Annotated in this window: 11 protein-coding genes; 8 read left to right on the plus strand and 3 right to left on the minus strand. The window is 60.7% G+C overall.

Annotated features, from left to right (window positions below):
- Nucleotides 1-53 precede the first annotated feature (53 nt).
- Both IC235_RS07820 and aroQ read right to left on the minus strand, forming a co-directional pair.
- Complete coding sequence (locus IC235_RS07820) at nucleotides 54-1,127, minus strand: aminotransferase class V-fold PLP-dependent enzyme (RefSeq protein ID WP_191004617.1); 1,074 nt, start codon at nucleotides 1,125-1,127, stop codon at nucleotides 54-56.
- Nucleotides 1,128-1,316: 189 nt separating this feature from the next.
- Nucleotides 1,317-1,763, minus strand: a complete 447-nt coding sequence (gene aroQ / locus IC235_RS07825; protein WP_191004618.1) for a type II 3-dehydroquinate dehydratase — start codon at nucleotides 1,761-1,763, stop codon at nucleotides 1,317-1,319.
- Nucleotides 1,764-1,941: 178 nt separating this feature from the next.
- Here aroQ and xerD point away from each other — a divergent pair, with 178 nt between their 5' ends.
- The 8 genes from xerD (at nucleotide 1,942) to IC235_RS07865 (ending at nucleotide 12,733) form a co-directional block, all read left to right on the plus strand.
- The gene (gene xerD, locus IC235_RS07830; RefSeq protein WP_191004619.1) at nucleotides 1,942-2,841 is read left to right on the plus strand and encodes a site-specific tyrosine recombinase XerD; all 900 of its coding nucleotides are present in this window, start codon (nucleotides 1,942-1,944) and stop codon (nucleotides 2,839-2,841) included.
- Between the two features lie 329 nt (nucleotides 2,842-3,170).
- Nucleotides 3,171-6,110, plus strand: a complete 2,940-nt coding sequence (locus tag IC235_RS07835; RefSeq protein WP_191004620.1) for an FtsK/SpoIIIE family DNA translocase — start codon at nucleotides 3,171-3,173, stop codon at nucleotides 6,108-6,110.
- 211 nt (nucleotides 6,111-6,321) lie between these two features.
- Entirely contained in the window at nucleotides 6,322-6,963 is a 642-nt protein-coding gene (locus IC235_RS07840; RefSeq protein WP_191004621.1) for a LolA family protein, read from the plus strand.
- A 161-nt stretch (nucleotides 6,964-7,124) separates the two neighbouring features.
- Nucleotides 7,125-8,426 carry a DUF2851 family protein gene (locus IC235_RS07845; RefSeq protein ID WP_191004622.1) on the plus strand — a complete coding sequence of 434 codons (1,302 nt, stop codon included), beginning with the start codon at nucleotides 7,125-7,127 and terminating at the stop codon, nucleotides 8,424-8,426.
- Nucleotides 8,423-9,739: a hypothetical protein gene (locus tag IC235_RS07850; protein WP_191004623.1), complete on the plus strand. Its 1,317-nt coding sequence runs from the start codon at nucleotides 8,423-8,425 to the stop codon at nucleotides 9,737-9,739. Before IC235_RS07845 ends, IC235_RS07850 begins: the two co-directional genes overlap by 4 nt.
- Before the next feature lie 113 nt (nucleotides 9,740-9,852).
- Entirely contained in the window at nucleotides 9,853-10,485 is a 633-nt protein-coding gene (locus IC235_RS07855) for a NeuD/PglB/VioB family sugar acetyltransferase (protein WP_191004624.1), read from the plus strand.
- A gap of 108 nt (nucleotides 10,486-10,593) precedes the next feature.
- Entirely contained in the window at nucleotides 10,594-11,556 is a 963-nt protein-coding gene (gene trhO / locus IC235_RS07860; protein WP_191004625.1) for an oxygen-dependent tRNA uridine(34) hydroxylase TrhO, read from the plus strand.
- Between the two features lie 307 nt (nucleotides 11,557-11,863).
- Complete coding sequence (locus tag IC235_RS07865) at nucleotides 11,864-12,733, plus strand: nucleoside phosphorylase (protein WP_191004626.1); 870 nt, start codon at nucleotides 11,864-11,866, stop codon at nucleotides 12,731-12,733.
- A gap of 10 nt (nucleotides 12,734-12,743) precedes the next feature.
- Here the strand turns inward: IC235_RS07865 and IC235_RS07870 are convergent, their stop codons facing one another.
- Entirely contained in the window at nucleotides 12,744-13,049 is a 306-nt protein-coding gene (locus IC235_RS07870; RefSeq protein ID WP_191004627.1) for a hypothetical protein, read from the minus strand.
- Nucleotides 13,050-13,061 lie beyond the last annotated feature (12 nt).

Consider the following 13,061-nt stretch of genomic DNA (forward strand, 5'->3'; position numbering starts at 1 on the left):
ACCAAGCACTAGGCACTAACAACTAAGCACCAATAACCAAGCACCAGGCACCACTACTGCGGAAATTCTTTGACAAAGAACTGCACTAAGGCTTCAAAGGCGGCGTCGGGTACGGCGGGGAAGTTGGCGATGCGGATGGTGGTGTTTTTTAGCGGACCGTAGCCGCTGCCCAGCAACAGGCTTGCTTCGAGGGCTTTGCGCTTGATTTCTTCAATGGTGCCGGCGTCGCCCTTCAGCCCGATAACGGTGGTGGAGCGGGTTTCGGGGTTGGTGATGAGGGGCTGGAGAGGGGTGGCCTGCTCGAAAAAATCGTACAGCTTCTGCGCGCGGTCGCTCAGGTGCTGGTGCACGGTCTTGATCGGCTCGCGGTCGGCCAGCACCCGGCTTAGCAGGTAGATGCCCAGCACATTGGGGGTGAAATTGGTTTGGAAGTTGAGCATCTGGGCCAGCAGGGCAGGCAGGGCATTGTAGTGAGCCCGGTCGTTCACCACCCGCGCCTGGGCCACGGCCCGCGGCGACAAAATGAGTACGCCCAGCCCGGCCGGCAGCCCGAAGCACTTTTGCAGCGACCCAAACCAAACGTCGGCCTTGATGTATTTAAGATTGAGGCCGGCCAGCGAGCTGGTGGCGTCCACGGCCAGCAGCGCTCTTCCGAGGCGGTTGTACAGGTTCAGAATGAAGCCCTCGCGCAGCTGCGTGGCGGTACTGGTTTCGTTCTGCGTAATGCAAACCAGGTCGGTATCGTCGGCCGAGAAGGGGAGGGTGGCCACGTCGGGGACCTCATCCACGCCAAACGACAGGCCGGTGCTGGCCGGCCGCAGGGCCTGGGCGTACTTCAACCATTTCAGGCCAAAGTCACCGTTATACAGGTGGAAGCTGCGGCGGGCCGTGAGGCTTTGGGCCAGAATCTCCCAGCACTCGGTGGCCGAACTGGTGAACAGGACGGTGAAATCCTGCGGCACGTTGAGCTTGCTTTTGAAGTCGGCCACCGTCTGGCGCACCAGGCTGGTTACTTTCTCACTCCGGTGCGGAGCCGATAGCCAGCCTTCGTCGAAGGCATCGGTGAGGTACTGGCGGACGGCGGGGTACACGGCCGAGGGCCCAGGGTTGAAAGTGAAGGTCGGCACCACGGAGTTAGCGGATTGGCGTTTCGGGAACGGATGTAGGCGCTTTGTTCAGGCAAACCGGCCCTGGGGCGGGCGCCGCGCCCGCGGCTACCATACCTCGGCCGAGAGAAACAAAAGGCACCCCGCAAAGTTCGTCGGGAAATCGTCCCCGAAATCCGGCGGCCCCGAAAAATCCGCTACTTTTCTGGGTCACACCCGGAACCCCACGCGCTTGGGCTGTTGGTTCACAAACCACTGCACCGCCAGCCGGTAGCTTTCGAGCCCGAAGCCGCTGATGCTGCCCGCGCAGTGCCGCCCCAGCAGGCTTTTCTGCCGGAAGTCTTCACGGGCGGCGAGGTTACTCAGGTGGACTTCTACTACGGGCGTGGCAATGGCGGCCACGGCATCGGCCAGGGCCACGCTGGTGTGGGTGTAGCCGCCCGCATTCAGCACGATGCCGTGGTGCGAGAAGCCGACCTCGTGCAGCTTATCCAGCAGCGCGCCTTCGTGGTTCGACTGGAAGTGCGTGAGTTTCTGCTCGGGGAAAGCGGCTTCCAGCTCGGGGAAAAAGCTTTCGAACGAACGGGTCCCGTAGATGCCGGGCTCGCGGCGGCCCAACAGGTTCAGGTTGGGGCCGTTGAGGATGAGAAGGTCCATATGCAAAGTAGTGGAAAGCCCAAAGAACGGCACGCCGGGTTTGCCGAGGCCCCTCGGGGCCAGTGGTAAATTACGCGTGGATGGTCGGGCAACGGGGCCGGTGAGCGGCTGGCCTCCGGCGACCTTCGGTTCGGCAAGCGCGGTGTGCCGTTCTTTGGCTGGTTTTTAATCCTTCAACATGACCTGGCCCCAGGCTATTCAGCAATTTCAAGGCTACCTCCGGCTCGAAAAGTCTCTTTCGCCCAATTCGGTGGAGGCTTACGTGCGCGACGTCGTCAAGCTCCAGCAGTTTTTGGTGCTGGCCCGTCTGCACGTCGGGCCCACGCAGGTGACGACGCCCCTGCTCCGCGACTTCCTGGCCACCCTGCAGGGCCTGGGCCTCGGGGCCACCTCGCAGGCCCGTACGCTGTCGGGGCTCAAGGCTTTTTTCAACTTCCTCATCATGGAAGACCTGCTGAAGCTGGACCCCACCGACACCCTGGAAGCCCCCAAAACCGGCCGCCACCTGCCCGACACCCTCAGCTACCCCGAAATCGAACAGCTGCTGGCCGCCATCGACCTGAGCACCGACGAAGGCCTGCGGACGCGGGCCCTGCTGGAAGTAATGTACTCGTCTGGCCTGCGGGTAAGCGAGTTGTGTGACCTGCGCCTGTCGAACATGTACGCCGAGCAGGGCTTCGTGAAAGTAGTCGGCAAGGGCAACAAGGAGCGCCTGGTTCCCATCGGCCGTGAGGCCTTGAAGCATCTCAACTTCTACCTCAGCGGCGTGCGCGGGCACCTGGACATTAAAAGCGGTGCTGAGGACCTCGTCTTCCTCAGCCAGCGCGGCCGGCCGCTTTCGCGCATCACCGTATTTACCACCCTGAAAAAGCTGGCCGAACAAGCTGGCTTGCGCAAAACCATCAGTCCTCATACCCTGCGGCATTCCTTCGCCACGCACCTCATCGAAGGCGGCGCCGATTTGCGGGCCGTGCAGGAAATGCTGGGTCACGCGAGCATCACCACCACCGAAATCTACACCCACCTCGACCGCGACTATCTGCGGCAGGTCATTACCGAGTTTCACCCGCGGAGCTAGGTGGGCGGGGAGGGAAGGAGCGCGCGACCCGCTCCCTCTTTATCTAAAGGTTAGATTTATCTGAAGAGTTAGAACGTTTTCGTGCTGCGGGAGTTAGAGTAGTTAAGTTGGTGAACGATAGGCCCGCGACTAGCCTAAGGTCCGTGCAGCTACGTCGTTTTCCTTTCGTTCATTATTCCGCCCGGCCTGTATCCACCTTTGGCCTGTACATTCCCTCCCTACCTGAAGAGCAGAGCGGCTTGTTCGTTATTCATTGGCCGTACCACCTTTCAGCCCGCAGCCATTTTCAAGCCCGCATTGCGTAAATTTGGCCTTTATGCTTCCGTCGAATGGCAGACAATCGTTATAAGAATACTCCTCCCGGCCCCTCGGCCAACCGCCCCGCCGAGCCCCGGCCCTCGCGGCGTAACGAGCCTCGCCCCACGGCCGAGCCCGTGCGTTCGGAGTCTCGCCCGGCCGCCAACGTGCCCAAGGCCGCCCGGGGAGCAGCGGCTACTCCCCGGCCAGCCGCCACCAAGCCGCCCCGGCCCTTGCCTGGGGTGGGGGGCGTACTGGCGCTGCTGCGCGATCGGCGCTTTCACTTATTCATTGGATTTGGCCTGCTGCTCGGCAGCCTGTACCTGACCATTGCCTTCACTTCCTTCTTGTTCACGGGGCATGCCGACCAGAGCGTAGTGGCCGGCCTGGGCGCCACCCCGCTCAAAGAAGCCGGGCAGGAGTCCGGTAACTGGCTGGGTCTGTTAGGCGCCTGGGCGGCGCAGCTCTTCATTTACAAGCTGTTTGGAGTGGCCGCATTTGCCCTCGTGCCCATGGTGTTTTTTCTGGGCTATAAAATTGTGTTTCGAACGGCCACCGGCTCCGTTAGCTACGTGCTGGCCCTGGGCCTGTTCACGATGGCGTGGCTGAGCGTGCTGCTGGGCTACGTGGTGGTGACCCTGGCCACGCCCGGTGCCGACCCGGTACTGGCCCACCGGCTCGATTTCCTCTGCGGCGGGGTGGGCTTCGAGGCCGCCTCCTGGCTCGACAGCCTCATAGGGTGGGGCTCGGTGCTGTTTCTGGCGTTTGTGCTGATTTCGTTCGTGGTATTCTTCTTCAACGTCACCAGCATCAACCTGAGCAGCTTCCGCCGCCTGGGGACCGAAGACGACGCCGACGAAGACGCGGCCATTGAAGCTGAGTTGGCTGCCGAGCAAGCCGCGGTTCCGACGGCCGGAGCTGGTTCGGCAAATCCCAGGCCCGCCGGGGCGGAGGTAGCGGCGAGTGCTGCTACTGGGCCCGGACCTGATGCCCCAGCAGCTTCTCCAGCCTTGCAGCTGAACACCGATGAGCCCGCCGGGGACGAACCCGCCGAGGCGTCAGCGCCCGTGGAGTTTGAGCCCGCGCCGCGTACGGGAGTTGGCATGGGCGCTGGAGTAGAGTTCAGTGTAGCTACCTCGTTGGCAACCCCATTGGCAGCCGCCTTGCCCGTTGCGGCGGCCGCGGCCGTACCGCTGGCCACTAGCGGGCCGGCGTTCTCCATCGAAATGCCGGTAGCGGAGCCGGAGGTAGCCCCGAGCGTGCCGGCCTCGACCATTCCCACGCCGCTGTCGCTAGCTGATTTGGCCGATGGCGACCTGCCCCCTTCGCTGCCCTCGCAACCGGCCCCCCGCTCGTTGGAAATCACTACGCCCGGCCGCGACGACCTGGACCCCAACGCCGGCGCCGATATCGCGGCAGTGGCCGACGAGGATGAGGACCCCGACGCCATGCCCATTGGCAACTACGACCCCACGCTGGAGCTTTCCCGCTTTCAGTTTCCAACCCTAGAGCTGCTCAACGACTACGGCCAGGCGAAGGCCCAGGTGACCAAAGAAGAGCTGGAAGCCAACAAGGACCGCATCGTGGAAACCCTGGGCCACTACGGCATCGGCATTGCCAGCATCAAGGCTACCATTGGCCCTACGGTTACGCTGTACGAAATCGTGCCTGAGGTGGGGGTCCGCATTTCCAAAATCAAAAGCCTGGAAGACGATATCGCCTTGAGCCTGGCGGCTTTGGGGATTCGTATCATCGCGCCCATTCCCGGCAAAGGCACCATCGGCATTGAGGTGCCCAACACCAAGAAGGAGATGGTGAGCATCCGCTCGGTGCTGGGTTCCGAGAAGTTCGCCCGCAGCGAAATGGATCTGCCGGTGGCGTTTGGCCGCACCATCACCAACGAAGTATTCGTGGCCGACCTGGCCAAGATGCCCCACTTGCTCATGGCCGGCGCCACGGGCCAGGGCAAGTCGGTGGGCCTGAACGTGATTCTGGCCTCCCTGCTCTACAAGCGCCACCCGGCCACGTTGAAGTTTGTGCTCGTCGATCCTAAAAAGGTGGAATTGAGCATCTTCAATAAGATTGAGCACCATTACCTGGCCAAGCTACCCGACACCGACGAGGCCATCATCACCGACACTAAGAAGGTGGTGAACACGCTTAACTCGCTGTGCATGGAGATGGACCGGCGCTACGACCTGCTGAAAGAGGCCGGCTGCCGCAACCTGAAGGAATACAACCACAAGTTCATCGAGCGCCGCCTGAACCCCCGAAAAGGCCACCGTTTCCTACCCTTTATCGTGCTGGTAATCGACGAGCTGGCCGACCTTATGATGACGGCCGGCAAAGAGGTGGAAACCCCCATTGCCCGCCTCGCGCAGCTGGCCCGCGCCATTGGCATCCACCTGATCGTGGCCACCCAGCGCCCGAGCGTAAACGTTATCACGGGTATCATCAAGGCCAACTTCCCCTGCCGGATTTCCTTTAAGGTGACGAGCAAAATCGACTCGCGGACCATCCTCGACACCGGGGGGGCCGACCAGCTTATCGGCCAGGGCGACATGCTGTTCTCGGCTGGCTCCGACTTGATTCGGGTGCAGTGTGCCTTTATCGACACGCCGGAGGTAGACCGCGTCTGTGACTTCATCGGGGAGCAGCAGGGCTACGCCGATGCCTACATGCTGCCGGAGGTGGCCGGAGCCGACGGCGATGCCGGCAGCGGCAACGACGAAATGGACCCGTCGGAACGCGACACCATGTTTGAGGAAGCGGCCCGCTGCATTGTGCTGCATCAGCAGGGCAGCACCAGCCTGCTGCAGCGCAAGCTGAAGCTGGGCTACAACCGCGCCGGCCGCCTCATCGACCAGCTCCAGCACGCCGGCATCGTAGGCCCGTTTGAAGGCAGCAAGGCCCGCGACGTGCTCATCCCCGACGAATATCAGCTGGAGCAGCTGCTTAACAGCATGAAATAGGGTAGGGTGCTATGCCTGTTAAATATGGCGCGAGTAGAGCCGCCGTTCTGCTGGCCAGCGCCAAAAATGTCGCGCCACCGTTTTGCTCGCCGAGGCGGTATTATTTTCTCTTTAGCAGCCGGGTCCCGGCAGTTTGGCCGGCCATTTGTTAGCAGAATTCCGTATTAGGTTTTTCAAGCGTGTCCGGTACGCTATCAGTTCTCCTCTTTAAATGAAAAAATCTTTCTCCCTGCTACTGCTCACGGCTTCACTGGCCTTGCCCGCCGCCGCGCAGCAGGACCCCAAAGCAGGCAAAATTCTGGACCAGATGAGCGCCAAGTATCAGGCGATGAATGCTTATCAGGCCACGTTCACGCAAACGCTGGAAAACCCCAGCGCAAAGGTGAAGCAGAACATCAACGGCGACATTGTGGTGAGTGGCCAGAAGTTTCGCTTGAGAATCAGCGGCCAGGAAGTTATCAACGACGGTAAAACCACCTGGACCTACCTCAAAAACGAAAACGAGGTTAACGTCTCCGACTCCGACCCCGATTCGCAGGAAATGTCGCCCTCGCAGATTTATACGATGTACAAAAAAGGCTATAAGTACACCTACGTGCAGCAAGCAAAAGAAGGCGGCGAGCCCGTTGACGTGATCGAGCTAGCCCCGGAAAATCGCCAGAATGACGTGTTCAAAGTGCGCCTGAAAGTGCGCAAGGATGGGTCGGTGAAAAGCTGGCAGATGTTTAAAAAGAACGGCAACCAATACACGTTCAACATCAAGAAGTTTCAGGCCAATCCGCCCGTCAACGCCGCCACGTTTGCCTTCGACAAAGCCAAATACAAGGGCGTGAAGGTGGTAGATTTACGCTAGTTGTTAGTTATTGGTGCTTGGTGCTTGGTTATTTGGTACTATAGTTTTTGTTTCCGGCCAGCTTTCTCGTGAAGCTGGCCGTTTTACTTTTACGGAATCCATTACCGCCAAACCAAGCACCAACAACCAAGCACCAACAACCAAGCACCAAGCACCAAAATATGCGCGAAGATTTCCTCCACTACGTTTGGCAGCACCAGTATTTTGACAAGGCTGACTTGCGCACGGCCGGCGGTGAGGAAATTCAGGTGCTGCGCCCTGGCTACCGCAACGCCGATGCGGGCCCCGACTTCCTGAATGCCCGCCTGCGCCTGGGCGAGGTGGAGTGGAACGGAGCGGTAGAAATTCACCTGCGCGCTTCCGACTGGGTACGGCACAGCCACCAGACCGACCCCAAATACGACCAGGTGATTCTGCACGTGGTGGGCAGCCACGATGCCGACGTGGCCCGCACCAACGGCAGCCTCATCCCGGCCCTAGCCCTGCAGCCCCGCCTCAGCCCCGAGTTGCTGGCTCGCTACCGGGCCCTCATGGAGGCGCCCCCAACGGCCCCGCTGCCCTGCGCCCCGTTGCTGAGTCTGGTGCCCGAAATCACGAAAACGATGATGGTCGAACGAGCACTGCTGGAGCGGGTAGGGCGCAAAGCCGACACCCTCATGGCCCTGCACCAGCACCTGGGCCAGGATTGGGAGGCCACCGCCTACCACGCCTTAATGGCCGCCTTCGGCTTTCAAAAAAATAGCGAGCCCCTGGCCCGCCTTGCCAAAGCCGTGCCCCTGGCCGTGCTGCGCCGCCACCGCCACAACCAGCGCCAGGTCGAAGCACTGCTCTTTGGGCAAGCCGGCTTCCTGGCCGATAATGAGGAGACCGTCGGTGATGACTACATTCAGGATTTGAAGCAGGAGTACGAGTTTCTGCGGCATAAATACCAGCTGGGGGCCTCGGCTTTGCTGGCGCACGAATGGAACTACCTGCGCCTGCGGCCCGCTAACTTCCCGCCCGTGCGCCTGGGCCAACTCGTGGGGTTGCTGCACGCCCGGCCGGCCCTGTTCGATGCGCTGCTGACAGCGCAAAGCGTGGCCGCGCTCCGCGAGTTTTTCCGGGCGCCCGGGCCGGCTTACTGGCGCATGCACTTCCGGCCCGGCCGGCCGGGCAAAGTACCGGCGTTGGGCCAGGGCAGCATCGACCTGCTGATTACCAACGTGGTAGTGCCCCTGCGCGTGGCGTACGCGCACCACCTGGATCAGCCCGCGCTGGTCGAAAGCAGCGTGGGGCTGCTCGGTGGGTTGCCGGCCGAACACAATCAATACACTGACCGCTACCAAACGCTGGGCTTTGCCCATCGTACTGCCGCCGAATCGCAGGGGCTGCTCGCGCTACATACCGGCTACTGTGCCCCGCGTCGGTGCCTGCACTGCGCCATTGGTAGCCGGTTGGTGCAGCAGGCTCCCCCTACCTCATGAGGGTTTTTCTGGCTATTGTACTCAACGCCGCGCTGTTGGCGGTGCTACTGCCCTGGGTACGGCGGCAGTGGCTCCTGGTAGGGCCCGGGTGGTGGCGCTACACTCTGGGCCTGGGCTTGGGGCTGCGGGTGCTGGTAGGAGTAGCCCGTAGCTGGGAGCCGAAGGAAGATGCCAAGTTTATGAGTACGGTCGGCCAGCTAGTCACGACCAAGCTTTGGACGAGGCCAGACACGGCTTGGCAGGTACTGTTCGGGGCTTCAAACGTCTTCCGAATCAAGCTCCAGGGCAACGATTACGAGGCTATTTTCCATAACCTGTCCAATACTTGGTTTTTGATCAAGCTGCTGGCTTTGCTCAACCTGGGCTCACTGCGTTGCAGTTGGCTTAATGGCCTTTATCTGAGCATCTTTGCTTTTGTCGGGTGCTGGCATTTGGTGCGTAAGCTGCCCCTGGTGTTCCCGAGCACGCCGGCCGGAGCCGCGACGGTGGCTTTTTTACTGTGGCCGTCGGTCTGGTTCTGGGCTGCGGGCATCAGCAAGGAAGCGGTTTTGCTGGGCAGCGGAGCGTGGCTCACGGCCCGGGTGCTGGGCTACCTTTACGGAGAACCGGGCAGGGCGCCGTACCGAATTGGCTGGTGGCTGGGCACGGTTGCACTGGCGGTACTGCACTTTCAGATGCGCTATTTCTTCGCGGCGCCGTTACTTGGCATCCTTGCTGGGGTGGCCTTGGTACGAGTGCTGAAGCACCGCGGCCTGGTGCGCCAACGGTGGGCTCAGGCGCTGGTACCGATCTTGTTACTTGGTAGCGGAGTATGGCTGGCATCCCAGGTGAGCGTTGCGTTTAGCATCAATAAGTTCACCTATCAGGTCATCCGGGTTTACGTTGAGTCGCCGACTCCTCCGGGAAGGCCCCGCCTTGAATACCCCGACCTGCGGCCTACTCTGGCCAGCATTGCGGCGCACGCCCCGGCAGCCGTCGTGAACACCCTCACCCGGCCGTGGGTGGGGGAGTCGAGGCTGCCTTTCTACGTGGCCGCCGGCCTGGAAAACCTGGCCCTGCTGGGGCTGCTGACCCTGGCCGTGGTGGCAGTGGTGCGGGGTCGGGCGGGAGGGCTGCCGTTCGAACTGGGATTTGGCCTCAGCATATTTTGTTTGATCCTGGCCATTCTCATGGGGGTGACTACTCCCAACCTGGGCTCGCTGAACCGCTACCGGAGCGAGCTGCTGCCGTTTTTCCTGCTGTTGGTGCTGCAGAACGATTACGCCGCGGGGCTGCTGCGCCGCCTGAGGCTGGGCGGCGGGCCGCAGCGCTGATTCGCGGCGGCTTAAAAACCTTGCCCGGCCGGTGGCGTAACTTTGCGATTCCTTTACCCGCCGCCGGAACCACTCTTTCCGGGCGGGAGCGCCCAACCGACTACTTCTTTCTTATGGAAAATCCCGTCATTATTCTTGGTGCCCAAACCGTTGGCACGGCAGCCCTCGATGCGTTTCTTTCAAATGACGTCGTGGTATACTGCCTGCTCGACGACGACCAAAAGCTGCAAGGCACCGAGCTGCTCGACGTGCCCGTAATGGGCAACACCGACGACGGCGAGCTGCTGAAGCTGCTCGGCAAAAAGTGCGAAGTATTCGTTGCCACCGAAGATACCGCCAGCCGCCGTAGCCTCACCGAGATGCTGCGGACAGAGTACGAAGCCGTGCCCGTGAACGCCATTCATCAGCGGGCCAGTGTGTCGGGGCACGCGACGCTGGGCCACGGCAACTACATTGGCCCCAACGCCGTGGTAGCCGCCACCGCCACCCTGGGCGACGGCTGCCTGGTGGGGGCCAATGCTGTGGTGGAAGCCCGGGCCAAGGTGGGCAGCTTTGCCCAACTAGGCAGCGGGGCCCAGCTCGGGGCCGATGCGCAGGTGGGCGAGCTGGCCTTCGTCGGGGCGGGCGCAGTAGTGGTGGCCGGCGTCAAAATAGGCGACAAGGCCCGGGTCGGCGCGGGCTCCGTGGTGGTGGCCAACGTCCCGAACGGACAAACCGTGTTTGGCAATCCAGCCGTTAAAGTTTAATTAAAAGTTAAAAATTAAGAATTAAAAAACTCGTTCGTCAAAAGAAGCAAAGCTTCCTATGTCAGCCCATTTAATTTTTAATTTTTAATTCCTAATTTTTAATTGAAAATGTACCAGGTTCTTCTTTATTACTGCTATACGCCCCTCGAAAACCCGGAGCAGTTTCGGGAAGAGCACCACCGGCTCTGCCTGGCGCTGGACTTGCGCGGGCGTATCATCGTGGCGGCGGAAGGGCTGAACGGCACGGTATCGGGCACGGTGGAGAGCTGCGCCCGCTACATGGCAACCGTGAAAGCCGACCCGCGCTTCGCAACCCTCGAGTTCAAGGTTGACGACGTAGCGGCCCACGTGTTTCAGAAGCTGCACGTGCGTGTGAAGCCCGAAATCGTGCACAGCAGCCTGCATCACGTGCGGCCCCACGAGAAAACCGGCCAGCACCTGTCGCCCCAGGAGTTCAAGGCGCTGAAGGACCGCGACGATGTAGTGGTGGTCGACGTGCGCTCGGACTACGAGTACAACCTCGGCCGCTTCAAAAATGCCGTGACGCTGGACCTGGAAAACTTCCGCGACTTCCCCGCGCGGGTGGAGCGGCTCAAGGAGTTCAAGGACAAGAAGATCCTGACTTACTGCACCGGCGGAGTGAAGTGCGAAAAGGCCAGTGCCTACCTGCTCGAGCAAGGGTTCGAAAACGTGTACCAGCTGCACGGCGGCATCATTAAGTACGGCATTGAGGCCGGTGGCGAAGACTTTGAGGGCCAGTGCTACGTGTTCGACAACCGCGTGGCCGTGGACGTGAACCGCGTGAACCCATCCGTGATTTCGCGCTGCCAGCACTGCCAGGAGCCCAGCAACCGCCTCGTGAACTGCGCCAACCCGCACTGCAACGCCCACTTGCCCCTGTGCGAAGCCTGCGGCGAACAGCTGCAAGGCGCCTGCTCCGAAGTCTGCGCCGCCCACCCCGACAAGCGGCCCTACGACGGCACCGGCGCGTATCCTAAACTCAGTAACCACTACAACCCCGCCCAAGGCCTGACTTCGTACGCCAAGGTGGGAATTAAAAATGAAGAATGAAGAATGAAGAATTGGCAGCAGTACTCGTTAATTTTGATTCTCTATTTTTAATTTGGTAGTGACCTAAATCAAGGTATTTAAGCGATGATTAAGCGGCACCTTTGGGGAAATATCTTACGCTAGATTCAGTGAGATAGATATTTGAGAAATGCTGAAAAATTATGCTTTGGTGAAAAATAAAACCTGTAATCATCTTGAAATTAGATAATCATCAAATTAAAAAGGATGAATTAAAAATCAGCGATAATACGCTTCAGTTCTAAGACTTGTATTTTTAATTCCTCCTTTTTAATTTTTAATTAACTCCATGATTCCTTCCTCCGAGCTTATTCTGAATCCTACCGGCAGCATCTATCACCTCAACTTGCTGCCCGACCACATTTCCGACACCATTCTCACCGTGGGCGACCCCGCCCGAGTCGAGCAGGTGAGCCGGCACTTCGACTCGGTGGAGTTTGAAACGGCGCACCGCGAGTTCGTGACGCACGTGGGCTACTACCACGGCAAGCGCCTCACGGTGCTGAGCACCGGCATGGGCACCGACAACATCGACATCGTGATGAACGAGCTGGACGCGCTGGTGAATATCGACTTCATGGCCCGCACCGTGCGCCCGGCGGAGGAGCGCATCAGCTTGCGCATTATTCGGCTCGGCACCAGCGGCAGCCTGCAGGCCGACGTGCCCATCGGGGCGATGCTGGCCACTGAGCACGCGGTGGGCCTCGACAGCCTCATGCAGTTTTACCCACTGGTGGAAACTGGCCTCGAAACCGAAATCGCCACCGAGCTGCAGCAAACCCTCGGGCTGCCGTACGCGCCCTACGTGGTGCGGGGCTCCGACCTGTTACGGGAGCAGCTGGGAGTGGGCATGGTGATGGGCAACACGCTCACCTGCCCCGGCTTTTATGGGCCGCAGGGCCGCCGTCTGCGCCTCGACCTGCGCCAGCCCGACTACATCTCCCGTCTTCAGAACTTCCGGCACCAGAGCGCGGAGGGTGTGTTTCGACTCAGTAATTTTGAGATGGAAACCGCCGGCTACTACGCCCTGGGCCGCCTGTTGGGCCACGAGGTGCTCTCGCTGAATGCCATCGTCGCCAACCGGGCTACCGGGGAATTCGCCGAAAATGCCCCCGCCGTGGTCGACGCCCTGATTGAGCGCACCCTGCAACGCCTCTAAGCCCGGCGCTTTAGTAGAAATCGAAGCCGAGCACGGCGCGCAGGGGCAGCGCGAGCCCCGACTTAAGTGTGAGGTGGTCGCCATCGGCCGCCCACACCGTGGTGGCTACGCGCTTGGCGGCACCATCGGCGGTCTGGAAATAGATTTCGAGCTTGCCGTGGTAGGCATTGCCGAGCGTTGTGGCGCGGTCGGCGTCGACGCGCCGCCGCTGCCGGGCCGCTTGGTCGGTCAGCACGTCGCCGGCAGCGAAGTGCATGCTGGCGAGCTCCTCTTTTTCAATAATTTCGACAGTTGTGGTGGGATGCGAGAAGTACATGGGGAAGTGTGA

Origin of the sequence: Hymenobacter montanus (assembly GCF_014699115.1) — a bacterium.
Taxonomy (GTDB): domain Bacteria; phylum Bacteroidota; class Bacteroidia; order Cytophagales; family Hymenobacteraceae; genus Hymenobacter; species Hymenobacter montanus.

Bases quoted from the DNA above. Each gene is read 5' to 3' on its own strand.
- IC235_RS07840 (WP_191004621.1), top strand. From the start codon at position 6,322: ATGAAAAAATCTTTCTCCCTGCTACTGCTCACGGCTTCACTGGCCTTG.
- IC235_RS07865 (WP_191004626.1), top strand. From the start codon at position 11,864: ATGATTCCTTCCTCCGAGCTTATTCTGAATCCTACCGGCAGCATCTAT.
- xerD (WP_191004619.1), top strand. From the start codon at position 1,942: ATGACCTGGCCCCAGGCTATTCAGCAATTTCAAGGCTACCTCCGGCTC.
- trhO (WP_191004625.1), top strand. From the start codon at position 10,594: ATGTACCAGGTTCTTCTTTATTACTGCTATACGCCCCTCGAAAACCCG.
- IC235_RS07870 (WP_191004627.1), bottom strand. From the start codon at position 13,049: ATGTACTTCTCGCATCCCACCACAACTGTCGAAATTATTGAAAAAGAG.
- IC235_RS07855 (WP_191004624.1), top strand. From the start codon at position 9,853: ATGGAAAATCCCGTCATTATTCTTGGTGCCCAAACCGTTGGCACGGCA.
- IC235_RS07835 (WP_191004620.1), top strand. From the start codon at position 3,171: ATGGCAGACAATCGTTATAAGAATACTCCTCCCGGCCCCTCGGCCAAC.
- IC235_RS07845 (WP_191004622.1), top strand. From the start codon at position 7,125: ATGCGCGAAGATTTCCTCCACTACGTTTGGCAGCACCAGTATTTTGAC.
- aroQ (WP_191004618.1), bottom strand. From the start codon at position 1,763: ATGGACCTTCTCATCCTCAACGGCCCCAACCTGAACCTGTTGGGCCGC.
- IC235_RS07850 (WP_191004623.1), top strand. From the start codon at position 8,423: ATGAGGGTTTTTCTGGCTATTGTACTCAACGCCGCGCTGTTGGCGGTG.